Origin of the sequence: Bdellovibrio sp. (genome assembly GCF_047637665.1) — a bacterium.
GTDB lineage: Bacteria > Bdellovibrionota > Bdellovibrionia > Bdellovibrionales > Bdellovibrionaceae > Bdellovibrio.
This window is the reverse complement of record NZ_JBLJBT010000040.1, coordinates 175,207-197,494: the sequence shown is the minus strand read 5'-3', so window position 1 is coordinate 197,494 and position 22,288 is coordinate 175,207. Positions and strand designations below refer to the sequence as shown.

Sequence of the window (22,288 nt, the reverse complement as noted above, 5' to 3'; positions counted from 1 at the left end):
GAATTTGGAGGTGGCGGCCGGAATTGAACCGGCGTGAGCGGTTTTGCAGACCGCGGCCTAACCACTTGGCTACACCACCCCATAGAGGATCTATAATCTACGGGCGGAACGGTCCCAAGTCAATGCCTAAGACAAGGTGGACCTATGGGTAAAAATAAAAAGCCTCAGTTTGGAAGAAACTGAGGCGGTCGTCGTTCCAGGGTACCCGGGGGTGTTACTGACAGATTAACACCTTGGCCTCAGCTTCAGAGCCAGTGAAAGGCATGCAGCGCAAACGTGCACCCACTCCTTTGGCTTCAAGGACTGTGAATGAACCGATAGAGGTGAACAGCGAAGAGGAAGACGTGAGATCGTGAGATCCATTTTCCTCAATGCGAATGTGTTGCTCCAGATGTTCACTATCGGTCACGGCGACAGTGCTAAAAACGTTCAATTTTTTAGTGGCTTGAATAGCCATGGTGGCGCCAATCCCGCCGAAGGCAGTTCCGCCGTTGATACTGCTGATGATACTCGCTTCACACTTTGTGACTCCTTGGGATTGCACTTTGAGTGCGCAAACCAAAGACTGTGCGGATGCAACAGAAGACATCAATAAAACTCCAACTAGAGCAGAGAGAATACTTTTTGGGGACATAGAGACTCCTTTGATTGTTTTAAATAGCATTCGGGTTCGTATCATTGCGATATTTGTTCCATCCTCAGATAAATAGAGTGCGATTTGAAGAGCTTAAGCGCGTGGGGAGTGCCGTAAATGATCGATGGACATGACGACATGTGGTGTTGTCGCTGGCAGTGTCTCGTTTTGAGCTTTTTCAAGAGAGAATTGGGGACGGGCCTGTATGCATTTTTAATAAACAATTCGGTATAGAATTTTTCGAATTAATCCGAAAAAAGAAGTGTTGCTTGAATACAGGAGTCTCGAAGTGAGGCATTTGGCCTTTCTTATTTTGCTGATGCTGACAGCGTGCACGGATGTCGTGCCCGAGGTTTCTGTTTTTCGCCGAGCGCAGTCCTCAAGCATTCGATTTCAAAATTTTTCTCCGGCGCAAAATCCCACCAATTCTCTCTCGGAAGTATCGGTGTTGCCGATTGAAACGGGCGAGTTTTCGGCCTTTAAGTGGACTTTGGTTTCTTCTTTAGATTCTTGTAGCAGTCAGAATTATGATGTTCTTTCCGAAACCTCGCGGGGAGTGCCGTTTCGGTTTACTCCCTCTGCAGACGGCGCCTACAGAGTTTGTGTGATTGGAAAAAGCTCGGTAAGCGGAGAGTGGCAAGCGGCAGATCTTGCTTCCAGTTCCGTCGATTTTGAAGTCGATACGTTGGCTCCTCAAGAGAACTCTATAAAAATCAATAACGGAGCTCTGTTGACAAATGCAATGCTTGTCACGCTGAACTTGTCCAGTCGAGGGGCGAGTGAATTTTATCTAGCGACGGATTCGACTTGCAGCTCGGGCGGCTCTTGGCAAAGTATGAAAGACAGTTTGACGACGACCTTAGCGACGGCAAACTCGGAAAATACCATCTACGTTAAATACAGGGACCGGGCTTTAAATGAAACCGCCTGTATCTCTAGCGCAATTACTCATGACGGAGTTTCTCCCTCAGTGACGCTTTCTACAGCAGTATCTGAGCCATTTAATGCGTCAAATTTTTCCGTAAATATCAGTTTCAGCGAAGGGGTCACAGGTTTTTCTTTGGAAGATATCTCCGTGACGAATGGAACTGCCAGCGGCTTGGTGGGTTCAGGATATGACTACACAGCGACGATCACTCCTTCGGGGCAGGGACCGGTTACAGTGAGTGTTGCTGCTGGAGTTGCGCAAGATAGTGCGGGGAATGGAAATTCAGCTTCTGCAAATCTCACAAGGACTCACGATACGGTAGGGCCGATATTTACAGGCCTCGGTGATGACAACGCCTGGACGACCTCCAAGACCTGGAATTGGGGGTGTAATGAGACTTGCACCTATCGTTTTGTGATAGACTCGACCCCAACAACAATACCCTCGGGGGCTTATAGTTCATTGGCCACGGCGACTCAGGCCGCAGGTACAGGGACTTATTATCTTCATGTCCAAGCGATGGATACCGCCGGAAATGTTTCAACGACTCATGTGTCGGCAAAGCTTGATAATACCGCGCCTGCCGCAGTGACGGGAATAAGTGATGGCATCGCGCAGAGTGATCTCTCTGCCAGCCCCGTCATTAGTTTTACCAGTGGATCTGATGCCCACAGTGGAGTGCTGAAACAAAAACTTCGTGTCATCCGAGCTTCTGACAGTACTGTGATGAAAGATTGGCATGACTTTACCTCGGGCAGTGCGGTCACAGGTTTAAATTTGGCGACAAATACGTCTTATAAGGTGCAACTTAAGACAGTTGATATGGTGGGTTTGGAATCTGCGGTGGTTACCAGCGATGGTTGGATTGCCGACGTGAGTCCACCGACTTTTTCATCTCTTAGTTTTGGTGCCACTCCGTCTGGAGCTAGTCAGACGCCGACTCTTTCTTGGGTCGGGAGTGATGGTACGGGAGGCGCTGGAATCGCTGGAGGATACGAGGTTCAGATTTTCCGAACGTCTGATAATGCTTCTATAGGCGCTTGGAGTCCATTGACTTCAGGTGGAAGTATTGTCGGCTTGTCTCTGGCCTATAATACGCAGTACTACTTCAAGGTGCGCGCTGTTGATGTGGCGGGTAACACCGGAGAGTCAGCACCGTCGTCAAATTGGCTGACACCTTATTGTCCTCCCAATTATATCCGAGTTCCTCAGTTGGCGGGCTATGCCGCGCAAGATTTTTGTGTTGCAAAATATGAAATGAAAAACGTCGGTGGAGTGGCAACGTCAGCGGCGGCGGGGTTGCCTTGGGTCGACATTTCCAGAGGAGATACTGCTGCGACCGCAGGGGGAGCCTGGAAGGTTTGCAAAGATTTGGGTGTTCGGTATGATTTGATCTCCAATGCTCAATGGCAGGCTATTGCGAGAAATATTGAGGCCGTGCCCTCAAATTGGTCAGGCGGCGTAGTGGGCTTAGGAGGGTTTAGTCGTGGGCATACCGATAATTTACCAGCGTCAGCCCTTGCTGCAGACTCTAATGATGACAATGGATGTGTGGGGACTGGAGAGTCCTGCACTGGAACCGTTTGGAATTTACAACGTCGCACACATAGGCTTAACAATGGAGAAGTCATCTGGGATTTGGGCGGAAATGTCTGGGAATGGACTCGTGATAACTATGTTGATTTGGGAGTGAATCCCGCGATCAGTCCGACGTGGGACGAGCATACAACTCTTTCGCCGAACAATAAGGCATTATTTTCCTCGGCAGCCACTTACGATTCAGTTCAAAATATCGGGGCCGTGCGTGGTGGTTCCGGAGGAGCTCTCATGCGTGGTGGCTTTTGGGGAAATGGATGGTATGCGGGTATCTTCTCAGTTATTTTAAGTTATCCGACGAATTACGTTGGTTCAGACTCTTCTTTTATCGGCTTTCGTTGTGTCTTTACTCCGTAAGTGAAATTATTTTTTCGTCGACTTTAGGGACGCTCTAATCTTTTCTAGCAAGAGCCCCAATTTGTTTTTTCCGGTGCGATCCTCGCAGTCGCCCCAATAGCAGTCATTTTTGGTGTGTTCATAAAGGCGGGCTTCGCCGGTTGAAAGTAGAAGCTCTTGCAACTCTGGATAGCGTAAAAATTTATCCCACACCGCTTTTTCCATAATCTCATCTTTTCGCTGTTCCCAGTCGGCTCTTTTGGGGATGTTTTTGTCTCGTCCACGAAGGGCGGCTTCCATAGGAGTGGGGGCGGCTTGAACCCAAGCGATGAGATCTTTGCTTTCGTATTTGTGGGCTTGGTAATAGTGCTCACTGGTTGGCCACCATTCGCCATCCACAAAAACAGGGAAAGGCGCAAAGTTGGAAAATTCCCCATAGGGTTTTTGTGTAGAATAGAAATCTAAAATGGCCTCTTGATAAGGTTCTGCGAGAGTCCGGGGCCGGTGAATACAGGCCATTTGAAAGAACAAGATAAGAACAAATAAGAGAACACTCTTTAAATAGTTTGTCATATGTCAAAACCTCGATTGTCGCCACGCCCCTGCAACGTTCTTGCTAATTTTGCGTTGTAAAGAACAAGCAAGGCTTGCTTGACGGATTCACCCTCGATGATTCCCAGAGCGTGGGCAATAGCCTGAAGTGTGGCCATGCCTTCCGGGGTGTTTTCAGCGCGCAGATGAAGTTTGGAAGTGTTTGGAGTTTTAATCATCACACGAGGAATGTCTTTGAGCTCATGGTGGCGGTAATGAACCTTGCTGGCCTGTCGCCAATTCCCATCGGGAACGATCAGTTGAATGGGGCGGGAGTCTTGTTCTACCAACTCTTTGTTGAGCTCTAAGGCATCCTCACTGGGATAAAATAAGAGAGTGCGATAGTTGGGCGTAAGAAGGTCACTTAAGTCTAAAGAGTCTTTTGTGGCTCCGCGAACCCGCATTTCACTGTTGGTTAAAGATTTAATCGCGAGTCTTCCGGTATTAGTGGTGCGTTTAAGTTCTTTTGCGTGAACCACGAGACAGACACGGGTTTTAAGATCTAGGTGCGGAAACGCATGGCAGATACAAAGTTGACGATTTAAAAAGCACTCGGGGCAGGGGTCTTTGGTCTTTCTTTTTCTTTCAATTCTCTGTGTATTGTCCATGTGGCCTCAAGAATGCTCGCGGAGACCTATTTTTACAGAGTCCAAGAGATAATGTAAATTACAATTCCTGCCTCAATGTGGGATCGTTGTGATACTCGTCATTCTCATTGAGATTTCGACTTGCGTGGTCAGGTGCCTGGAGGACAATAGGATAAGTGGGGAGGAATTATGGCTTCTATTAAGGAAAAACGATCCAAGTGGTTTTACTTATTATCCATATTTTTAGTGCTTTTTGGAGGGGCGACCCTCAAAGAAGGGGCCTCGGTCTTATTTTTTGATTCGGCAGCTCGCGCTGCGGCCGGCAACTATGTTCCTTTCGTGTTATGGTTTAATTTTGTGGCAGGTTTTTTCTATATTGTCGCGGGAATCGGAGTGGGCGTAAAGGCTCAGTGGGACCTGCGCCTTTCATGTGCCATTGTCGCGCTCACCGGCGCAGTATTTATCGCTTTGGGTGTTCATATTGCGATGGGCGGTCTTTATGAAAAGAGAACGGTCATCGCCATGTCGTTAAGGACTTCTATTTGGGCTGTTACTGCTTTGATGTTGTATTTGCAAAAAGCAAAGCATGTGAAAGAACTCTAATATAGAAAGAGCCCACCAAAAGTCGCCAACACGAGTCCGGTCATTGCAAGCTTCCAGGCGGCGTGGGCGTGGCGTAATTCCATATAGAAGTAAACCACCAAAAGAACTTTGATTAATGCCAGAAGCAGAGCAAACTTTAAAGAGGGGAACAGGAACCCCACAACGAGAAGGCTAAGTAGAAGTCCAAAAATGAGTTTGTTCATGAAGAGATTCCCCCGATGTAGTAAATTGGCAGAATGATCAGCCAAATGATGTCGCACATATGCCAGAAAAGAGCGCCACCTCGAACTGAAAACTCCGAGTCATTGACTTTGTTTCGATAGATCCCAAGTGAGATTGAGAACAGGATGAAAACGCCGACCAGGACGTGAAGAAAATGAAAGCCCATCAAGAGCCAGTAGTATTGCCAGAAATCATTTTTCACGATGGTGAGTCCAAGTTCGCTTTTGTGAAAGAAGTCTAAAAGTTTAAGCAAGAGAAACGTCAAGCCAAAGACCGTACTGAGAATGAAATAGACCAGGCTTTTCTTTTTCTGTTCACCAAAAAAGAAGCGAACTCCTTCGGCGGCAAGAAAGCCGCTGATCAGAAGAGCGAGGGTGAATAAAATCCCATCTTGCAGATTCAGGTGAGCACTTTCTGCTTTGAAAGACTCTAAGTTGAGATATCTGAACCTTGCAATGATCGTGAGTAAGGCTCCGAACATGAAAACTTCCATAATGACCAGAAGCCACATAAGAAGACTTCCGGGAGGATTCATTATTTTGTCAGATTCTGAACTGGCGCTGGTAATAGTGTCTGATGTATTCATATTTAAATCACTATGACAAAAGGTATATGGGTGCAAATCTATTTCAGTGTGGATATGATGGATGTCATGCGTAACAACTGGATTGCGGAGACTAAATAAGAATGAGAATCAGACAGATGGGGTTTTCATCGCGACTGAAGGCCCACAAAAAGATCCTGACGCTAGAGACGTTGAAGTTTATTGTGGAGTATCTTAAAGACCGCGACGCTCGAATGGCCGCGTTGCGCTCGGGAGTTCCCGAGGCCTACGCTTCTCGTCAGGGGCAATGGCTTAAAAAGCACCCCATTGTATTGGCTTCTTTGGAGGTCGAACTTGATGATCGAGAGTTATTGAAACTCAATAAGGCGATCACAGAAATTGATCGCCAAATGGAGATTTGCAAAGACCTATTGGGCCTTCAAGAATTTTAAAGAGTGGCTCTTTAGAACCCAGAAACATCACCGATTTTTCGTCCCGGTGCGGAGTCATTACCAAAAGGAATGATTGTTGCTGAGCTGTGTTTGCTGACGGGCTTGACTGTTTTAGCCGGAGCCGCCCATGCGGCTGTCTCCGACTTGTGTTTTGCTCCTTGAACAATTTGCTGAAGTTCTTCGACCAACTCAGACAAGGCATTTGCTTGTTGAGACATCTCTTCAGAAGAAGCAGCGACTTCTTCGGAGGAAGCGGCGTTCCCTTGAGTTGCCTGATCAAGCTGATTCATGGCTTTGGTGATTTGCTCAAGTCCGTTGGCTTGTTCTTGGCTTCCTGTTGCAATCTCTCCGTTGAGGTCTGCGACCTTCTTGACGGCAACAAGAATATCTTTAAGAACGATTCCGCTTTCGCTGGCGATTTTGGCGCCATTTTCACTCTTAGAAACGTTTTCAGTGATTAAAGATGAAATGTCTTTAGCGGCAAGGGCACTTCTTTGGGCCAGTGAACGAACGGCTTCGGCCACAACCGCAAAACCCTTTCCTTGTTCTCCGGCGCGGGCGGCTTCAACCGCGGCATTCAATGCAAGAAGATTGGTTTGGAATGCAATGTCGTCAATCACGTTGATGATCTCTTCGATTTTCTTTGAACCACTGGCAATGTCGGACATAGATGAGATTAATTTTGAAATTTCAACTTCGCCTTTTTCTGCGGATTCACGTGATTTCTGAGAAAGACTGTTGGCTTCCTGAGCATGTCCCGTATTTAACTTCACCATGCTGGAAAGCTCTTCAATTGAGGCCACGGTCTCTTCAAGAGAAGCCGCTGCTTCTGTGGAACCAGATGAAAGTTGTACGCTGGCGGCAGCGAGCTGAGATCCTCCTGTGGAAGTTTGTTCCGCAGCCAACTTAACCGATTCACTAATACGTTGCAGAGATTTTGCCAAAGAGTTGGCGAAAAAGAAGCCAAAGGTCAGTGCGAAAAGAACGCCACCAATAATAATAGCAAGGGTGAACGTGTTTGCTTGCTCGGCAATATCAAGTGCATTTTCGGCCCTGTCCTTCATCACGGTCTCGTGGAATTTAAGAAGAGCATTGACTGCGGCTGTGTAGGTCACCGCTTTGTCCGGACAATCGGTAAATAAAATCTTTAACATCTTTTCTTTATCTTCAGCCGTTCCTGATTGATAAAGAGACATAATTGCGTCTGAGGTCTTCTTAAAATCCTGCCAAGCAACGTCGACTTTATCGTAAAGCTCTTTTTGACCAGGAACGAATTTTAGGTCCACGTATTCTTTATTGTCTTTTTCGTAGTCTACAATGGCTTCCTTCGCAATACGGATACCTTGTTCGCCATCTTTGGCCGAAATGCCCGTTAACCCCAAGGTGGTCACGTTCACACGAAGCTTTCTATAGTTCATCAGCATGCGAGAAGCGTAGCTGGTCTTTGGTGCTACTTTGCTGACGACAAAGTCATACTCTTGGCCGACCTTTTTCAGGGACATAAATCCGGTAACGCCTACGGCGATAGTGATGGATGAGAGCAGGGCACAGAGCATGAGAAGCTTGGTCTTTAAGTTGAATTTTGCAAACATGAGCATTCCTTTATATTTGTAATGTACATTGGGTCCCATGTAATATCGGTGGACCAAATGGAATATAAAGGATTTATAGCTTAAATTATTGTAATGTTCATATTTGCTGAGTGAAAATAAGGGGTTATGATGTGAGATGGATCAGCCCCCAGGGGGTATTCGCCCCCTTTTCTTTGTTTACTGGCATTTGTAGGCGCCGACAGAAATCTCACCTTGAGACATACTGAGCTGATCAATTCTCGAAACACTCAAACAAAGACCTTGGTTCTTTATGTCAGCTCCGACGGTGTAACCTTGAGAGAGCCAAGCGCTGACTTGAGTTGTGATTTCAGCTCCAGCCTCCCCCGTGAGAGTTTCAAAGACGCAAGTTTTTTGGGTCGCAACGGGGCCAGAGGGGGTCCAAGGATTATTCTGGCTTTCTGGGATGCATGATTTGAGGCCATCACGATAATCGTTTGCAGCGACATACTCGGCAGGGAGTTTGTAGTTAAAGTCTTGGCTTCCTTGCCAATACGATGCTGGATAAAGGCCTCCAGAAACATTCGCAGCACTTTGCATACAGAAAACTTGAGCCGCTTCGCCGACCTCAAGGCCGAAATAAGTTTCAAAGTAGTCCGAGTAAGGAGGTTGGTACCAAAGTCCTCCAAACATCTTATTTAAGAGTGCGGCCTCTTGGTTGAGAAGGCGGGCGATAAGATCTGCCTGCTGTGCAGTCGGTGTGGAGTCTTTATATAGGGAGGGAGAGCAGCGGTTGAGTTTTGCAAGATGAGTGGCGGCGGCGGGAGCAACATAAGAACTTCCGTAAGATTTATTATATATTCCACAAGCCGTATCCATAATTTGCAAAAGCTGACGCGCTTTCAGGGACATCGGTGGTTCGACGGGAGGAAGCGGGGGAACTTCACACTTTAAGCAAGAGACCACAGATGTGGAACTATCTGCAGAGCAAGCCCCAGAGGTTTTTTTATAGACAGGGACTGCGGGGATGTCTTCGATAGGAATGATAGCTTCTGCTTTCTGGTTAGAACCCAGTTCTCCGAAGCGAAGTTTTTGATCACAAGCTGTAAGAATCAATGTTGTCAAAGCCAGGGTGTACGCAAGCATTGATTTCATAAGTGCCTCCACAAACTACTAAGAGGCAAGAGTGATACCAACAAATTGTGTTTGTTAAGTGGGGCAAGATGTGAGGTTAAGTCTTTGAACTGACTCGCATTTGCCTCGTGCGAGAACCTATTCGGAAGTTCGAGGTAATGTCTACTCTTTGGCTTTGACTAAAAACCAGTCAGAAGTTCGAAAATTAAAAACGGAAATTCGCATTTTATTTTCGCTTTTTTGCGGGGATTTCAAAGAAAAGTGTCGAGATCTTTTTCAGATTATATGAAAAACGTTTTGAAAGAGTGGAGTCTCTAAGCCCACTGGTGAGGGAGTGAGAAACGATTTTTCAAAATAGTGACTTGTGCTTATACAGGCCCATTGTGTGTCCCTCTCGCGAGGCTTTTTTGCCGTCAGTTATTCGATGAACTCTCACTTAAAAAAAATAGGGATTTGTTGGAATATTATCTGTAGTGATTCCGTTACAATGCCGAAATGTTTACTAGCATGTTGATGGAGTAAAGTTAAATGTCTAGCCCTAACGATATAAAGGTCATCCGCAAAAGACTTGAAGCTAAAGCACCTCACGATGAAGGTCGGGTCCAGGAGGAGGGGCGAGAGTTGTTAGAGCGACTTGTTCGCGGACTTGTAGATCTTCCTGACTCTGTTGTGGTGTCTTACTCCACCGGAGATAAAACAACGGTGTACAAGGTGGAGTGTGATCAGAAGTGCCTGGGGCAAGTCATCGGTTGCAAAGGAAAAAATATAACCGGTGTGCGTGCGGTGATGGCGGCGATCATGGCACGAAAAGGGATTCGTGCCATTGTCGAAATTCCGTATTACTGTTTAGATGTTTAAGGCTTTACATCAACAAGAAGGTCACTTTGTTCGCCGTTAACAAAGAAGCGAACATTCCAGCGGCCTGGCATCACGAAATAAACTTCTGAAACATAGTAGACCCCAAGATCTTGCTTCACAACTTTAACGGGTGCGGACCCGTGGCCACCGTGATTCCCCATGTACATCCAAAGATCGATCTTCAAAGTTTGTGGATCAACCATCACATGCTCACCGTGAGCAGACTTGTGGTCGAAGAACTTCACTAGAAACTGAGATTCTGTTCCGTCAAAAGGGCCTTTCGTGAATTCCACTTGAGCACAAACGTCTGCTGTTTTGAAGTAGACAGGGCAAAGCTTCTGATGTTCTCCTTGATGACTGCCGCCACCATGTTGACCATGATTACCATCGCTGTGGTCGCCGCCGTCGTGGGTTCCATTTCCACATGCAAAAGAGTTTGCTGTAAAGGCCAATGACAGCGCGAAAAGAAGTTGAGCAAAAAGTTTCATAGAGTCTCCTATCGAGGCCACCGCTGTTGGTAGCTTAAATTGATTGTTTTAGATAAACTTGAATTGATGGGTGCGCCGATCAAACTTTGATCGCTATAACTGACGGTCACCGCGGACTCCATATTGATCATATAGCTTCCCGATAAACCTAAAGTGAAATTCTTTTGTGGAGAGCCATCTGAATTCGTACTGCCACGAATTTGGATAGGGTCCTCATAAAGAAAGGCTAAAGAGCTGCCCAGACGGAGATCTCCATAGTTCCATCCGGCGCCCAGTGTGTGTGACGTGCCCCAGCCGGGTTTGACTTCGATGTTTCCTCCGTAAGAGGCACTTGAGACCTCGCGAGAGAATGCGCGATGTACTTCCGCACTAAAATTAAAGTCCCACACTTTCCAGGCTTTAAGTAAGGCGACTCCCACTCCGAGAGAATAGAAACCTCGTCCTCGGATATCTGTGGAGGACATCGTGGAAGAATCATAGATCGAAGGGCTGGTGGGAAGTGTGAGTTGTAAGAAAGTGACCCCTTTGGGGCGCCAAGAGGAATAGCTTCTTTCGGGAAAGCTTTCATGTCCAAAATAGAAAGAAAGATCTCCGACGCCGCCAGTGCTTTCCGCGTTTTGCGCTGATTTTGTGACGAGCGGGAGGGACAGCCCCACTTGGGATTCATCGGAAATAAGCAGGGCTCCTTCAAGCTTCAAGGTTTGGGTGAGGTTGTCGTCATGGCGACGCAACCACTTTTCGTTGTCCAGGACATCGTCGCTCACTTGAGAATACGAGTAGGTGCTGGTGACTTGAGCTTTGTCGTCCCCAAGGATAAGGGCCGGAATCGAGAAACCCCCACCGCAGCAACTGGCGGCCCAGGTTGAAGAGTGAAAAAGAAAGATGAAAAGATAAACCGCTATTTTCATGGGACCATCAGAGGGATTGTGAGTTGATCCAAAACTTGAGATGAATTCTTAAAGGATATGCGGACTTCCCAGTCGCCAGGCATGATGAAATAGATTTTGGTAATGCGATACTGAGAGGCCGACAGACGTTCTACTTGAACAGGGGCAGAACCGTGTCCCATGGAGGGCATCCATAACAACGCAGAGAGAGTCGTGTCTTCAGGAATATTTCCTGCCAATTCGATCGTAAGTTCTGCGGGCTCTGAACTGGTCGGTGGGCGCAGCCATTGAATGTGGGCGCAAGCATCAAGATTCGCAAGCTTCCATTGGCAGGTGTCCGTGTTTGCCGGCTTATTATGCTGATCCCATTCCGCTTGTGAAATATAGTCGGGGCGAGCGCACGCAAAAGAAAACAAAGAGCCAAGAATGAGCAAAAGATATTTCATTTTAGTCCTCTTCTCTTTGGATATAGCAGCCTAATGCCCGGCCCTCTTTGTGGCGAGGCGCCTTTCCCGCGCGAAGATCTTCAAGGACGTCCTTTAAAAAATGTCTTTTCGCTGAAGGGCCGACGTGGCTGTCAGTGACGCCGCCATGATAGATAACTTCACCGTTATTATTAAGGACGAAAGCATGCGGTGTTTTAAGAGCGCCTAGCTTGTTTGCGAGAAAGTTTTTTTGATCTTGCAGAACGGGGAAGGGAAGCTGGGTTTCAGAGAAATGTTTTTTGGTGGTCTCCTGATCTTCATCGGAATTCGAGTGAACGCCAAAAAAAGCGAACTCTTTATATTCCGAGCTTAGATCTTTAAGTAATACTTCATGACTTGCTGAGCAGGGACATTTGGCCGAAATAAAAACCAGAATCGTCGCCTTCTTCTCAGAAGGAAATGCAACTTGATACTCTTTTCCAGAGACCACATCGAGACCTTGAAAATTTCCCAAAGGAGTCTCGGACCACGCCGTGAGTGAAAAGAACGAAATTAGAATTGCGAATAGATATCGTGTCATGCCCAGGTTCTAACACGGAGGGTCTTTTGCATGGAATGCCACGAATTGTTGCTCCAACCCCTCCTCAAAGGTACGGCCTTACCTTTGACTGTGCTGCTGCGTCACGCATGTCGCATTGCTTCTACCAAAAGTAAGGTCATCCCTTTTAAAATTCGTTAATGCTTAAAAAAATCAAGGCCTTCCGGCATCGACTTATTCAGTATAAACAGCGTGGTAAAGTTCATAGTGACTTGGACGTTCTGTTAGCAACTGCAAAAGAAAATAGACAACTGGAGGACAAGCTTCAGTGGCTGGTGATGGTTCTGCAGTGGATTCGATATGAAGGCTCGGTTGATTCGCATTTGGAAAAGGAAACCGGGCGTTTGCCGGTGACTCGATTGCGGTTCTTCCTTTTGGTCTTGGATCGAAATCCGAACTGGAAAAAAGACGTTGCTGTCATTCTTAGAACCGTTGTTCGGGAAGTGAGCGGATTGGAGCTATTCACTGAAACGGGGCTTCCGAAAGAGCTCGGCCTGTGGAGTGAGATGGTGGACCGTTTTATGATGAAGGTCCTTCCCACGCCTCCCTTGGACCATGAGTTGGGTTATTTATTTTGGGCCTTGTTTCCGGATAAGGACGACCCCCTGTGGTTGGCCTCTATCGATAATGTCACCTTCGATAAACTTGTGGAGTTATTCTATTACGAAGTCGGTTCTGAGGAGCAAGATTGGAACCGCCTCGGTGCGGATCTGGAAGATGCATTGGTTTATTTGGTGATTCAGGTGCGGGCCATTGGGTTGGCTCCAGCGATAAGGTATCGTTTGGATAAGCCTTCCTTTCGCGATTCCGCGTTCTTTTCCTTGGTGCGCGGCCTTGAGGAATTCTTAAACTCCTATCATTCGGGAGATAAAACTCAAACCTTGGAAAAAGCCTCACGCTTTCGCATGATTGTGTGGGAGTGTCGTCAGGAGTTGGCGCAAGTTCATAAGCATCTGGACGAGTACGGCGTCAGTATCGATTTAGTATTCCAGATGATGCGCTTACGAACATATCTGCAGCGTATAGATAGTCTTCTCGAGATTTTGCTGACCGAACGAGTAGATAGCAAAAAGGTGACAAGCTTTTTATCTAAGTTGGTTGAAGAAAATCAGGATCTGCGCAGTATTACGTCTTTATTTTCGCAGAACATATCTTTATTTGCCCGCAAGGTTGTTGAACGCGCGGCCGAGACCGGTGAGCACTATATCACGCGCACCAAAGAAGAGTATCGTCACATGCTTCAAGCTGCCGGAGGCGGTGGCGCGATCACTGCGATCACCGTCTATGTGAAGGTCGGGATCTTGAGTTTGGGACTTTCTGGTTTTGCCGAAGGCTTCTTGGCGTCTTTGAATTATGCTTTGAGTTTTGTCGCTATTCATCTTGCGGGGTTCACGTTGGGGACCAAACAACCCGCGATGACAGCTCCTGCCTTAGCAGAAAAAATGCAAGACGTGGATAGTACCCAAGGTATGGAGAACCTGGTCAGTGAGATCGTCCATCTGATTCGCTCGCAGGTGGCGTCGATCTTAGGGAACGTGCTCTTTGTGGTCCCCACAGTGATCTTCATTGATACAGTGTTCTTTCTTCTTTTCGGCAATCATCTGATGGGCGAGGCTAAGGCACACAGCGCCTACCAGTCTGTCGACATTCTGGGGCCGGTGTTGATTCATGCCTCATTCACTGGGATTTTATTATGGCTATCCAGTATCTTTGCTGGTTGGGGGGACAACTGGTTTGCGCTCAATTCACTTCGCAAAACACTTTCGCGAAGCCCAGGGCTTCGCGCTGTCTTTGGCAAACGAGGCGCGCGCAACATCGCCGTGTTTTTAGAGAAGAACATGTCAGGTCTGCTGGGGAATATTTCTTTGGGACTGCTTTTAGGAATGGTGCCCGAGATTATGAAATTCATAGGGCTTCCTTTGGATGTAAGACATGTGACTTTGTCATCGGGAACTTTGGCCGGTGCTTTGCCTGTTCTGGGAACTGAATTTTTAAAAACATGGGAATTCTGGCGAGCGGTGGTTGGTATTTTCTTTATTGGTGCCTTCAATGTGGGGGTCAGTTTTGGAATGGCCTTGCTTGTGGCGATCAAAGCTCGTGGGATCAACCCTCCTCAGCGTCGTGCGATTCGTAAGGCGGTTGTGGGGCGCTTCTTCTCAAGTCCTTTGAGTTTCTTTTTGCCAGTGGGGGCCTCCATTGAGAAAAAGTCATCCCAGGATCAGGGGCATTGATGCAAACGATTTCCGTCGTTATCCCGGCTTATAATGAAGAAGGACGTTTGCCGAAGACTTTGGCGGCTTTGCAAAAATATTCCCAACGAAGCGAAGCCACGTGGTCCATCACCGAGGTTTTTGTTGTCGATGACGGTTCCAAAGATCAAACATCTTCAATCGTTAAAAAGGCGCAGGCGACCTGGGCGAATTTGCGTCTGCTGGAGCTTAATACCAATCAGGGCAAAGGAGCGGCCGTTCACGAGGGACTTCGTCAGGCGTCGGGCGAGTGGGTCTTAATTGCCGATGCAGATATGGCGACCCCCTGGGAAGAGTTGGAAAAGTTGTGGGCGGTCCGTGATGAGTGCGACCTGGCGATGGGCTCGCGAGCGCTTCCGAAGAGTGACATCGTGGTTCGACAACACTGGCTTCGGCAGAGCATGGGAAAAAGTTTTAATAAGATTCTGCGTTCTATTGTGGGACTTCCTTTTCGTGACACTCAATGCGGTTTTAAACTTCTTAAAAATAGTCCGTTTTTTCGAACTGAGATCTTGCCTTATTTGCAGGTGGCGCGCTTTGCTTGGGATGTGGAGTTGATTCTTCTTCTCTTGAGAAAAAAGCAAAGAGTGCTCGAGGTTCCCATTCGTTGGCAGCATCAAGAGGCCTCTCGAGTCCATATCGTGCGCGATAGTTTTGAGATGTTGTGGACGGTCTTAAAACTGAAAGTTCGCCTGAGCACGCTCTCAAAAACGGGCAGTTCTAGTGCTTAAAATCTGTTTGGGAACAAGAAAATAAAGACACTAGGCGTTATTTGCGTTGATTTAATATTAGGCAGCATAATTTCAAATAAATGATGGGTTCTATAAGCATTATTAATAGTTTGCTTCGTTCTGGTCCTAAAATCGAACTGGGGTTCCAATTTGGAACTACTGCGGTCATGACAGAAAATTTCAGTTTTTTCCTTGATTAAAAAAGTGCAACTGGTTCCAAAAGAGTACTTGATAAATCTTTCAACCTGAAATGAAGTGCCTCCTCATGAGGACTTCAATTGTTGAAGTCCATGGATATGGGGGGATTTAATGAAACTCAACGTGTTTGCACTTATCCTGACTGTGTTGTTTGCGACAGCGGCTCAAGCAGAGCGCGTGATCGTCATCATGAAGGACAAAGAAGCATTCAAATCAGCACACATGGCGTATAAGATGAAGGGGTCTTATGCACTTAAAGGTTTCAAGTTGGGCGGACAACCAAGTGAACTTGCAAAAGTTGACGGACAGGTTGAAGACAGCCTTGAGAACTTGAACACTTTGATTGTAAACACGGCAGATCAAGCTGAGATTGAAAAATTGAAGGCGAATCCTGCAGTAGCTTACGTAGAAAAAGAAGTTTTCCACGAAGCTCCACGTCCAGTAAAAGGTTTCTTGGCGAAAGCTCAACAATCTCAACAACAAAAAGTGGGACAAAAAACTCCATGGGGTATCCATGCAGTAAAAGCTCCGGAAGCTTGGGCTTTGTCTAACCGAGGCGCGGGTGCTCGCGTTCTTGTTCTAGACACTGGTATCGATGAGGCTCATCCTTCTTTGAAGGCGAACTTCGAAAAAGGACAAGACTTCACTGGTGACTCTAATGGTTCTGATTACACTGATAAAGTAGGTCACGGAACACACGTTGCGGGAACAATCGCAGGTGTTATGGACAGATCTGGCTTCACAGGTGTTGCTCCAAAAGCGAAAGTCTTGGCAGGTCGTGTTTGTTCTGAGCAAGGTTGCTCAAACGTAGCGATCGCTCAAGGTATCAACTGGGGTATCGCTCAAAAAGTAGATGTTATCTCCATGTCTTTGGGTGGTATGTGGTCAACTCCTGCAGAACGTGATGCTGTTAATAAGGCTGATAAAGCAGGTGTGACTGTTGTTGCAGCTTCTGGAAACAGCGGAACTCCTAAAGTTTCTTACCCAGCAGCTCTTCCAACAGTAATTGCTGTTGGTGCGATCGATATCAATCTTCAAAAAGCTCAATTCTCTCAATGGGGTCCTGAGTTGGCGATTGTAGCTCCGGGTGTGGCCGTTGTTTCTTCTGTACCACAAGGAACAGGTCGTGAGTCTTCTGTTGAAATCACAGTAGGCACAAAGGCGGGCAAAGTTGCTTCTTCAACTTTCCAAGGCGCAAGAGAAGTTTTGACTCCTGAGACAAATGAGCTTGTTGCTGTAGGTCTTGGTAAAGTGGAAGAGTTTGCGAAAGTGAACGTTAAAGGTAAATATGCTTTGATCTCTCGCGGTGAAATCAAATTCAGCGAAAAAGTTGATAATGCAATTAAAGCGGGTGCAACAGGCGTTGTGATCTACAATAACGCTCCTGGTTTGATCCAAGGTGCGTTGACTGAAGATGGATCTGTTCTTCCTGTGGCTGTGTTCATGATTGAACAAACTGTAGGACAGCAAATCGTATCACAAATGGCTGCGGGCCAAGCTGTGAAGGCGACTTTGCAAACTGTTGCGACCAACTACGCTGCGTTCGATGGAACTTCTATGGCAACTCCTCACGTATCTGGTGTGGTGGCCTTGATGAAAGCTGCGAACAAAGCTTTGACGGGCGCTCAAGTGAAAGCGATCTTGAAGCAAACAGCTCAGGCTTTGGGACCTAACTCGGCGAATGAGTACGGTTCTGGTCTTGTAAATGCTGAGGCAGCTGTTAACGCGGCTCTTCAAGCGAAGTAATTAGTTCTTACAAGTTTGAACTTTAAAAACGGCTCCCAAAAGGGGCCGTTTTTCGTTTTAAGAGATTTGCGTACTATTTTTGATTTGTGACCTCTTTGAAGTCTTGCCATACTTGAGGGATGCAGAATTTACCCTCAATGATCTCCGATTTAGCCCTCATTCTTGGAACTGCCGGGCTTGTGACTCTTATTTTTAAAAAACTGAATCAACCCATTGTGTTGGGGTATCTGGTTGCAGGGTTTTTGGTGGGACCTAAGACGTCCATTTTTCCGACCATTGTGGGGGCGGAAAGCATTCATCTTTGGGCTGAGATCGGTGTGATCTTCCTCCTTTTTGCTTTGGGACTGGAGTTCAGCTTTAAAAAACTTTTTCGTGTGGGGGGCTCTGCCAGTTTTACGGCGATTCTAGAGATCTCCTTGATGATGGTTTTTGGTTACACCTCTGGGCGTCTTTTGGGATGGTCCCCGATGGATAGTTTGTTTTTGGGGGGGATTTTATCCATTTCATCGACCTCGATTATCATTCGCACTATTGAAGAGCTGGGATTTAAAAACTTGAAGTTCGTCGGAATGGTTTTCGGAGTCCTTGTTATCGAGGATCTGGTCGCCGTTTTGCTGATGGTTCTTCTGACGACGGTCGCTTTGACTCGGGATTTTGCCGGAGCTGAGATGCTGGGTGCGATCGTGAAGTTGTCGTTCTTCCTTGCTATCTGGTTTGTGGCGGGCATTTTCATGTTGCCATCTTTTCTAAAAAGAACTCAAAAGCTTCTTACGGAAGAAACAGTTTTGGTTGTGGCCGTCGGCCTTTGTCTTTTGATGGTGGTGTTTGCGACCACGGTCGGGTTTTCGTCAGCTTTGGGAGCCTTCATTATGGGCTCCATCTTGGCCGAAACGATAGAAGGCGAACGCATTCATCATCTGGTCGCTCCTATTAAAAATCTATTTTCGGCGGTCTTCTTTATTTCGGTGGGAATGTTAATTGATCCGCACATTATTGCCACCTATTGGAAGGAAGTATTGATTTTATCGGCTGTTGTGATCGTTGGAAAAACCTTCAGCGTGACACTGGGATCGGTGCTGGCGGGGCAGACCTTAAAGACAGCGGTTCAGTCGGGAATGAGTCTGGCGCAGATTGGGGAGTTTTCCTTTATCATCGCGACACTGGGGCTGAATCTGAAGGTGATCAGCGAAAAAATGTATCCCTTAGCTGTGGCGGTTTCGGTTATCACGGCGTTCACGACTCCATATATGTTGCGTTCTTCGGAAAAAGTTTATGCCTTTTTAGAAAAGATCCTGCCTGCGAAGGTCATTTCGGTGCTTGATACCTACAGTGTGATTTCTTTTTCAATGTCCGGGAATAAGGAGTGGAGAGAACAAGTTCGCGCCTATATCGTGAAAGTGCTTTTGAACTCGGTCGTCATCGTGGCGATTTTTCTTTTTATGGCTCGGGTGTTTTTGCCTTTTTTGTTGGAAAGGCAAATGGAAGAAGGTCCCGCAAAATTGCTTTCTTTGAGTGTGACTTTGATTTTAAGTGCACCCTTTTTGTGGGCTTTGGCCTTTGGGAAAACCAAACAGTTTGAAATTCTGATGGTTGAGCAGGGGAAGGGCAGTCATAACTATGTGTTCTTAGTTTCGCGGATTATGCTGGCTGTGGGCCTTTTAGGGGCGATGGTGGCGCAGTTTGTGCCCCTGATGTGGGCTGTGGCGATCACTCTTTGGATGGTCGTCGTTGTCGGCTATGTTTTATCGCAAAGATTGCGCGATATCTATCAGTGGTTTGAAAATCGTTTTCTTTCTAACCTTCATGATGATGTTCGCAAGAAACAGGCGCGCAAAAGCAGTCGCGCTTTAGCCCCGTGGGATGCGCATATCACCGAGTTCACCGTGCCAGCAGAAGGAAGTTATGTCGGCGTTCCTTTGCATACCTTATCTATTCGTGAAAAATTTGGAGTCACGATTGCTTTGATCGAACGCGGACGTCGTCGTTTGACCGCCCCGGGGCGCAACGAATGTCTGATGCCCTTTGATCAAGTGCATGTGATAGGGACCGATGATCAGCTTTTAAAATTCAAGCTGTTCATGGAATCGGAAAGTCCTGACATATCTGATGCGGTCAAAGAAGAAAATCATTCCGAGTACAGTCTTGAGCAGTATCTTATTGGTGAGACGTCTCCGTATCTTGATAAAACGATTCGCGAATGCGGTTTGCGAGAATCCACGCGGGGTTTGGTGGTTGGGATTGAGCGTGCGGGACAAAGAATTTTAAATCCCGATTCTATGGAAGTGCTTAGAAAAGGGGATCTTTTGTGGATTGTGGGAGATCGTGAAAAAATCCTTCAGCTTGAATAGAGAACGCTAAAGACGCCAACGAATCAGTTTTTTAATCAAATTGATTTTAAAAGCCGTGTAGGGTGGATAGATCACGCGCAAGAGGCGACCTAGCCAGTATTGACGAAGTACGGATTTTTCGTGAGAGAATGCGCGGAATCCAAAATATCCATGATAATTTCCAAGACCACTTTCCCCGATACCCCCGAATGGCAAATGGACGTTTCCAACGTGAATCACGGAATCATTGATGCAAACGCCTCCGGAAGAGGTCCCTTTGGTAAGTGCTTCAATATTCATTTCGCTATGGGAATAGATATAAAGCGCCAAAGGTTTTGGACGATCATTGATGAAGTGCAAAACCTCTGAGATCTCATGAAAGGGAATCATGGGAAGAAGAGGTCCGAAGATTTCTTCTTTCATGAGCGCCGAGTGCATATCGACTTTTTCAATGAGAGTTGGGGCAATATAGCGATGAGGAATATCAATGTCGCCACCGTAGGTGATCTCGGCATTTTGTTTTACAGCGTCCTTAAGAAGCTGCGCCAGGCGCTCCGTGTGTTTGACGGAGATGATTCTTGCAAGATCTGGAGAGTTCTTCTTTTGATGGTCTGATTTTCCGTAATATGTTTCGATTTTTTTTATCAGATGGGATCTGAATTCAGAGAATATGTCCCTGTGGATCAAAAGATAGTCGGGGGCGACACAGGTTTGCCCCGCATTGACGAACTTGGCCCAGGTGATCTTTTCTGCCGCCTGTTCAAGATCTGCAGTGCTGTCTATGACAGTCGGAGATTTGCCTCCGAGCTCCAAAGTGACGCTGCTAAGGTGTTTACTAGCCGCTGCCATGACGATTTTTCCAACCTGTGTGCTGCCGGTGAAAAAGATGTGATCAAACGGAAGCTCTAAAAGACTCTGAGTTATTTCCACGCCGCCCTCAATGAGAGTCACATGATCTTCGGAAAAAGTTTTCTTTATAAGAACCTTGAGAAGAGCGCTTGTGTGGGGGGTAAACTCGGAGGGTTTTAAGAAAGCGCAGTTGCCAGCCGCAAGGGCCGCGATAAGAGGAGCGATCATTAACTGGAAGGGGTAGTTCCAGGGGCCAATAATCAGGCATACCCCGCGAGGCACGGGCAAGATGTAGTTCTTGGTTCCCATCAATCCCAGTGGGGCGGAGACTCTTTGCGGTTTGATCCATTTTTTCAGATTTTTTTTAACGTAGCGAATCTCATGAAGGACAGGGTAGATTTCCGTGAGAAGAGCTTCCGCCTCGGGTTTCGCAAAATCCAATCTTAAGGCTTGAACAATGTCTTCCGTATGATCCATCACCATCTTTTCGAGATCAGAAAGATATTCCAGGCGAATCTTCAGAGGCTCTTCTCGGAGCTTCAAGCTGAACTGTTTTTGGTGAAGAAAGATTTGTTCCAGCATCTCTCTATGGTAGAGCAAGCTTGCTTACAGGCAATGAGTATTTTGAAGAATGTTATTTGCCAGAAAAAATTCGCGAACAGCGTGCGGGCATGACCTGATTTTTCTGCTGGACAGTTCGCCACAGAATTTTCGAACCTAATTCGTTATTCATGAATTCAGGGTGAAACTGCAACAAAAGACCCCGTCCATTTTTTAGTTCCGTGGCCTCGGTGACGCCATCGTGACTGCGGGCGGCGATTTCAAGAGGGCCCCCTTCTTTAAATACCACCGACTGATGGTGAAGGGAGTTGACATACATTTTCTGTGAGGAAGGGATTAAAGATTTCAGAAGATTATTTCGAGTGTTTTTGATTTCAATGTCATGCCAGTCATTGCCATGACTGACCTCGGTACCCATGTGAAAAGGAACGTCTTGAATCAGGCGATATCCCAACGCCACAGATGAAATCTGGGAGCCACGACAGATCCCCAGAAGAAAACCTTTTTCCTGTGAAACATAAGACTTGATAAGTTCAATTTCAAATTGATCCCGGGCTGGGATGGTGTTGCGGGCGTGGATATTTTCCTGTTTATAAAAACGGGGATCCACATCTTCTCCTCCCATGGCTACGAGAAGCGGGAATTTTTCAGAAATCTGTTTAAAAAGATCCCGCGTTTCGCCTTGTGAAAGTCCCAGGTTGGTGTTCATGGGTAAAATGTAGGAAGAGTGTTTGGCTTGCGAAAATATTTTCTTAAAGTTGCTCACGCGCTGGGAGTTCTGGGCGTAGTCTTTGGGAAGATTGGCAATCATCAAGGCGCGGGCCTCGCGAGAGTTTTCATCTAAAGGTTTAAAGCCTCTGATGGGAACATCGGGAGTTCGTCCCTCAAAGAGTTCCATCAGTTCCGGATTTTTAGAAAGTTCTTTGAGATAGCGTTGGGCGGCTTCTTCGGGTGTCTCACTGCTGCGAACCGGTAGAATCAAAGGGGCTAAGGTGGTGCCTGGATTCCACTCATAAAGGCGCACCAGCTCCGCGGCGGGGGCCATGAAGGAAAGCAGAGTGAGGATAAAGAAAACACCGAGAGAAAATCTCATGCTTTAAAGAGATTCAAAAGCGATGCCGAGGGCGTGGACGTCGGACGGGTTTCTAGAGGTTTTGAAGGTTCAAAGAGTGTCTTATTTTGAGAAAGCGCCCT

General features: G+C 46.8%; 21 protein-coding genes and 1 tRNA gene. 8 read left to right on the top strand and 14 right to left on the bottom strand.

All coding sequences use genetic code 11. The features are described from left to right. Positions 1 to 5: 5 nt before the first annotated feature. A tRNA-Cys gene (locus tag ACM64D_RS14080) sits at positions 6 to 79 on the bottom strand. A gap of 135 nt (positions 80 to 214) precedes the next feature. Beyond that, the gene (locus tag ACM64D_RS14075) at positions 215 to 589 is read right to left on the bottom strand and encodes a hypothetical protein (RefSeq protein ID WP_415063863.1); all 375 of its coding nucleotides are present in this window, start codon (positions 587 to 589) and stop codon (positions 215 to 217) included. Between the two features lie 334 nt (positions 590 to 923). On the opposite strand from ACM64D_RS14075, the gene ACM64D_RS14070 reads away from it, so the two are divergent. After that, positions 924 to 3,515, top strand: a complete 2,592-nt coding sequence (locus tag ACM64D_RS14070) for an Ig-like domain-containing protein (RefSeq protein ID WP_415063862.1) — start codon at positions 924 to 926, stop codon at positions 3,513 to 3,515. A gap of 6 nt (positions 3,516 to 3,521) precedes the next feature. Here the strand turns inward: ACM64D_RS14070 and ACM64D_RS14065 are convergent, their stop codons facing one another. Both ACM64D_RS14065 and ACM64D_RS14060 read right to left on the bottom strand, forming a co-directional pair. After that, the gene (locus ACM64D_RS14065) at positions 3,522 to 4,067 is read right to left on the bottom strand and encodes an NADAR family protein (protein WP_415063861.1); all 546 of its coding nucleotides are present in this window, start codon (positions 4,065 to 4,067) and stop codon (positions 3,522 to 3,524) included. After that, on the bottom strand, positions 4,064 to 4,693 hold the full coding sequence (locus tag ACM64D_RS14060) for a tRNA-uridine aminocarboxypropyltransferase (protein WP_415063860.1): 630 nt from the start codon (positions 4,691 to 4,693) through the stop codon (positions 4,064 to 4,066). The genes ACM64D_RS14065 and ACM64D_RS14060 overlap by 4 nt, the downstream gene beginning before the upstream one ends. Before the next feature lie 168 nt (positions 4,694 to 4,861). On the opposite strand from ACM64D_RS14060, the gene ACM64D_RS14055 reads away from it, so the two are divergent. Beyond that, on the top strand, positions 4,862 to 5,275 hold the full coding sequence (locus ACM64D_RS14055; RefSeq protein WP_415063859.1) for a hypothetical protein: 414 nt from the start codon (positions 4,862 to 4,864) through the stop codon (positions 5,273 to 5,275). Here the strand turns inward: ACM64D_RS14055 and ACM64D_RS14050 are convergent. Together ACM64D_RS14050 and ACM64D_RS14045 are read right to left on the bottom strand one after the other, a co-directional pair. Next, positions 5,272 to 5,478, bottom strand: coding sequence for a hypothetical protein (locus tag ACM64D_RS14050; RefSeq protein ID WP_415063858.1), 207 nt, complete (start codon positions 5,476 to 5,478; stop codon positions 5,272 to 5,274). The two genes, ACM64D_RS14055 and ACM64D_RS14050, sit on opposite strands and share 4 nt — an antisense overlap. Continuing rightward, positions 5,475 to 6,083, bottom strand: coding sequence for a cytochrome c oxidase subunit 3 (locus ACM64D_RS14045; protein WP_415063857.1), 609 nt, complete (start codon positions 6,081 to 6,083; stop codon positions 5,475 to 5,477). Before ACM64D_RS14045 ends, ACM64D_RS14050 begins: the two co-directional genes overlap by 4 nt. Before the next feature lie 101 nt (positions 6,084 to 6,184). On the opposite strand from ACM64D_RS14045, the gene ACM64D_RS14040 reads away from it, so the two are divergent. Further along, positions 6,185 to 6,493, top strand: coding sequence for a hypothetical protein (locus ACM64D_RS14040; RefSeq protein ID WP_415063856.1), 309 nt, complete (start codon positions 6,185 to 6,187; stop codon positions 6,491 to 6,493). Positions 6,494 to 6,504: 11 nt separating this feature from the next. Here the strand turns inward: ACM64D_RS14040 and ACM64D_RS14035 are convergent, their stop codons facing one another. Next, positions 6,505 to 8,085 carry a methyl-accepting chemotaxis protein gene (locus ACM64D_RS14035; RefSeq protein WP_415063855.1) on the bottom strand — a complete coding sequence of 527 codons (1,581 nt, stop codon included), beginning with the start codon at positions 8,083 to 8,085 and terminating at the stop codon, positions 6,505 to 6,507. 177 nt (positions 8,086 to 8,262) lie between these two features. Then, positions 8,263 to 9,198, bottom strand: coding sequence for a hypothetical protein (locus ACM64D_RS14030; RefSeq protein WP_415063854.1), 936 nt, complete (start codon positions 9,196 to 9,198; stop codon positions 8,263 to 8,265). Between the two features lie 507 nt (positions 9,199 to 9,705). Here ACM64D_RS14030 and ACM64D_RS14025 point away from each other — a divergent pair. Beyond that, positions 9,706 to 10,035, top strand: a complete 330-nt coding sequence (locus ACM64D_RS14025) for a KH domain-containing protein (protein ID WP_415063853.1) — start codon at positions 9,706 to 9,708, stop codon at positions 10,033 to 10,035. Here the strand turns inward: ACM64D_RS14025 and ACM64D_RS14020 are convergent. Genes ACM64D_RS14020 through ACM64D_RS14005 form a run of 4 tightly spaced genes read right to left on the bottom strand, consistent with a single transcriptional unit; the run spans position 10,032 to position 12,415 of the window. After that, entirely contained in the window at positions 10,032 to 10,523 is a 492-nt protein-coding gene (locus ACM64D_RS14020; protein WP_415063852.1) for a hypothetical protein, read from the bottom strand. The two genes, ACM64D_RS14025 and ACM64D_RS14020, sit on opposite strands and share 4 nt — an antisense overlap. Positions 10,524 to 10,531: 8 nt before the next feature. Next, the gene (locus ACM64D_RS14015; RefSeq protein ID WP_415063851.1) at positions 10,532 to 11,431 is read right to left on the bottom strand and encodes a serine protease spb1; all 900 of its coding nucleotides are present in this window, start codon (positions 11,429 to 11,431) and stop codon (positions 10,532 to 10,534) included. Further along, positions 11,428 to 11,856, bottom strand: coding sequence for a hypothetical protein (locus tag ACM64D_RS14010; protein ID WP_415063850.1), 429 nt, complete (start codon positions 11,854 to 11,856; stop codon positions 11,428 to 11,430). The genes ACM64D_RS14015 and ACM64D_RS14010 overlap by 4 nt, the downstream gene beginning before the upstream one ends. A 1-nt stretch (position 11,857) precedes the next feature. Continuing rightward, positions 11,858 to 12,415 (bottom strand): redoxin family protein, encoded by a 558-nt coding sequence (locus tag ACM64D_RS14005; RefSeq protein ID WP_415063849.1) that lies wholly within the window; start codon positions 12,413 to 12,415, stop codon positions 11,858 to 11,860. A gap of 158 nt (positions 12,416 to 12,573) precedes the next feature. On the opposite strand from ACM64D_RS14005, the gene ACM64D_RS14000 reads away from it, so the two are divergent. From ACM64D_RS14000 to ACM64D_RS13985, 4 genes are all read left to right on the top strand, one after another. Then, positions 12,574 to 14,664, top strand: a complete 2,091-nt coding sequence (locus ACM64D_RS14000) for a site-specific recombinase (protein ID WP_415063848.1) — start codon at positions 12,574 to 12,576, stop codon at positions 14,662 to 14,664. Then, on the top strand, positions 14,664 to 15,413 hold the full coding sequence (locus tag ACM64D_RS13995; RefSeq protein WP_415063847.1) for a dolichyl-phosphate beta-glucosyltransferase: 750 nt from the start codon (positions 14,664 to 14,666) through the stop codon (positions 15,411 to 15,413). The genes ACM64D_RS14000 and ACM64D_RS13995 overlap by 1 nt, the downstream gene beginning before the upstream one ends. A gap of 309 nt (positions 15,414 to 15,722) precedes the next feature. Continuing rightward, positions 15,723 to 17,357: a S8 family serine peptidase gene (locus tag ACM64D_RS13990; protein WP_415063846.1), complete on the top strand. Its 1,635-nt coding sequence runs from the start codon at positions 15,723 to 15,725 to the stop codon at positions 17,355 to 17,357. Between the two features lie 119 nt (positions 17,358 to 17,476). Continuing rightward, positions 17,477 to 19,705 carry a cation:proton antiporter gene (locus ACM64D_RS13985; protein ID WP_415063845.1) on the top strand — a complete coding sequence of 743 codons (2,229 nt, stop codon included), beginning with the start codon at positions 17,477 to 17,479 and terminating at the stop codon, positions 19,703 to 19,705. Between the two features lie 6 nt (positions 19,706 to 19,711). Here ACM64D_RS13985 and ACM64D_RS13980 read toward each other — a convergent pair whose 3' ends face one another. Next, complete coding sequence (locus ACM64D_RS13980; RefSeq protein ID WP_415063844.1) at positions 19,712 to 21,115, bottom strand: aldehyde dehydrogenase family protein; 1,404 nt, start codon at positions 21,113 to 21,115, stop codon at positions 19,712 to 19,714. A 52-nt stretch (positions 21,116 to 21,167) separates the two neighbouring features. Next, a complete protein-coding gene (locus tag ACM64D_RS13975) occupies positions 21,168 to 22,187 on the bottom strand; it encodes a gamma-glutamyl-gamma-aminobutyrate hydrolase family protein (protein WP_415063843.1) in 1,020 nt (339 codons plus the stop codon). Positions 22,188 to 22,288 lie beyond the last annotated feature (101 nt).

Coding starts and splice junctions, on each gene's coding strand:
- ACM64D_RS14000 (WP_415063848.1), top strand. CDS start 12,574: ATGCTTAAAAAAATCAAGGCCTTCCGGCATCGACTTATTCAGTATAAA.
- ACM64D_RS14060 (WP_415063860.1), bottom strand. CDS start 4,693: ATGGACAATACACAGAGAATTGAAAGAAAAAGAAAGACCAAAGACCCC.
- ACM64D_RS14015 (WP_415063851.1), bottom strand. CDS start 11,431: ATGAAAATAGCGGTTTATCTTTTCATCTTTCTTTTTCACTCTTCAACC.
- ACM64D_RS14025 (WP_415063853.1), top strand. CDS start 9,706: ATGTCTAGCCCTAACGATATAAAGGTCATCCGCAAAAGACTTGAAGCT.
- ACM64D_RS14075 (WP_415063863.1), bottom strand. CDS start 589: ATGTCTTCTGTTGCATCCGCACAGTCTTTGGTTTGCGCACTCAAAGTG.
- ACM64D_RS14035 (WP_415063855.1), bottom strand. CDS start 8,085: ATGTTTGCAAAATTCAACTTAAAGACCAAGCTTCTCATGCTCTGTGCC.
- ACM64D_RS13975 (WP_415063843.1), bottom strand. CDS start 22,187: ATGAGATTTTCTCTCGGTGTTTTCTTTATCCTCACTCTGCTTTCCTTC.
- ACM64D_RS13980 (WP_415063844.1), bottom strand. CDS start 21,115: ATGCTGGAACAAATCTTTCTTCACCAAAAACAGTTCAGCTTGAAGCTC.
- ACM64D_RS13990 (WP_415063846.1), top strand. CDS start 15,723: ATGAAACTCAACGTGTTTGCACTTATCCTGACTGTGTTGTTTGCGACA.
- ACM64D_RS14045 (WP_415063857.1), bottom strand. CDS start 6,083: ATGAATACATCAGACACTATTACCAGCGCCAGTTCAGAATCTGACAAA.
- ACM64D_RS13985 (WP_415063845.1), top strand. CDS start 17,477: ATGCAGAATTTACCCTCAATGATCTCCGATTTAGCCCTCATTCTTGGA.
- ACM64D_RS14010 (WP_415063850.1), bottom strand. CDS start 11,856: ATGAAATATCTTTTGCTCATTCTTGGCTCTTTGTTTTCTTTTGCGTGC.
- ACM64D_RS14005 (WP_415063849.1), bottom strand. CDS start 12,415: ATGACACGATATCTATTCGCAATTCTAATTTCGTTCTTTTCACTCACG.
- ACM64D_RS14050 (WP_415063858.1), bottom strand. CDS start 5,478: ATGAACAAACTCATTTTTGGACTTCTACTTAGCCTTCTCGTTGTGGGG.
- ACM64D_RS14040 (WP_415063856.1), top strand. CDS start 6,185: ATGAGAATCAGACAGATGGGGTTTTCATCGCGACTGAAGGCCCACAAA.
- ACM64D_RS13995 (WP_415063847.1), top strand. CDS start 14,664: ATGCAAACGATTTCCGTCGTTATCCCGGCTTATAATGAAGAAGGACGT.
- ACM64D_RS14065 (WP_415063861.1), bottom strand. CDS start 4,067: ATGACAAACTATTTAAAGAGTGTTCTCTTATTTGTTCTTATCTTGTTC.
- ACM64D_RS14030 (WP_415063854.1), bottom strand. CDS start 9,198: ATGAAATCAATGCTTGCGTACACCCTGGCTTTGACAACATTGATTCTT.
- ACM64D_RS14020 (WP_415063852.1), bottom strand. CDS start 10,523: ATGAAACTTTTTGCTCAACTTCTTTTCGCGCTGTCATTGGCCTTTACA.
- ACM64D_RS14055 (WP_415063859.1), top strand. CDS start 4,862: ATGGCTTCTATTAAGGAAAAACGATCCAAGTGGTTTTACTTATTATCC.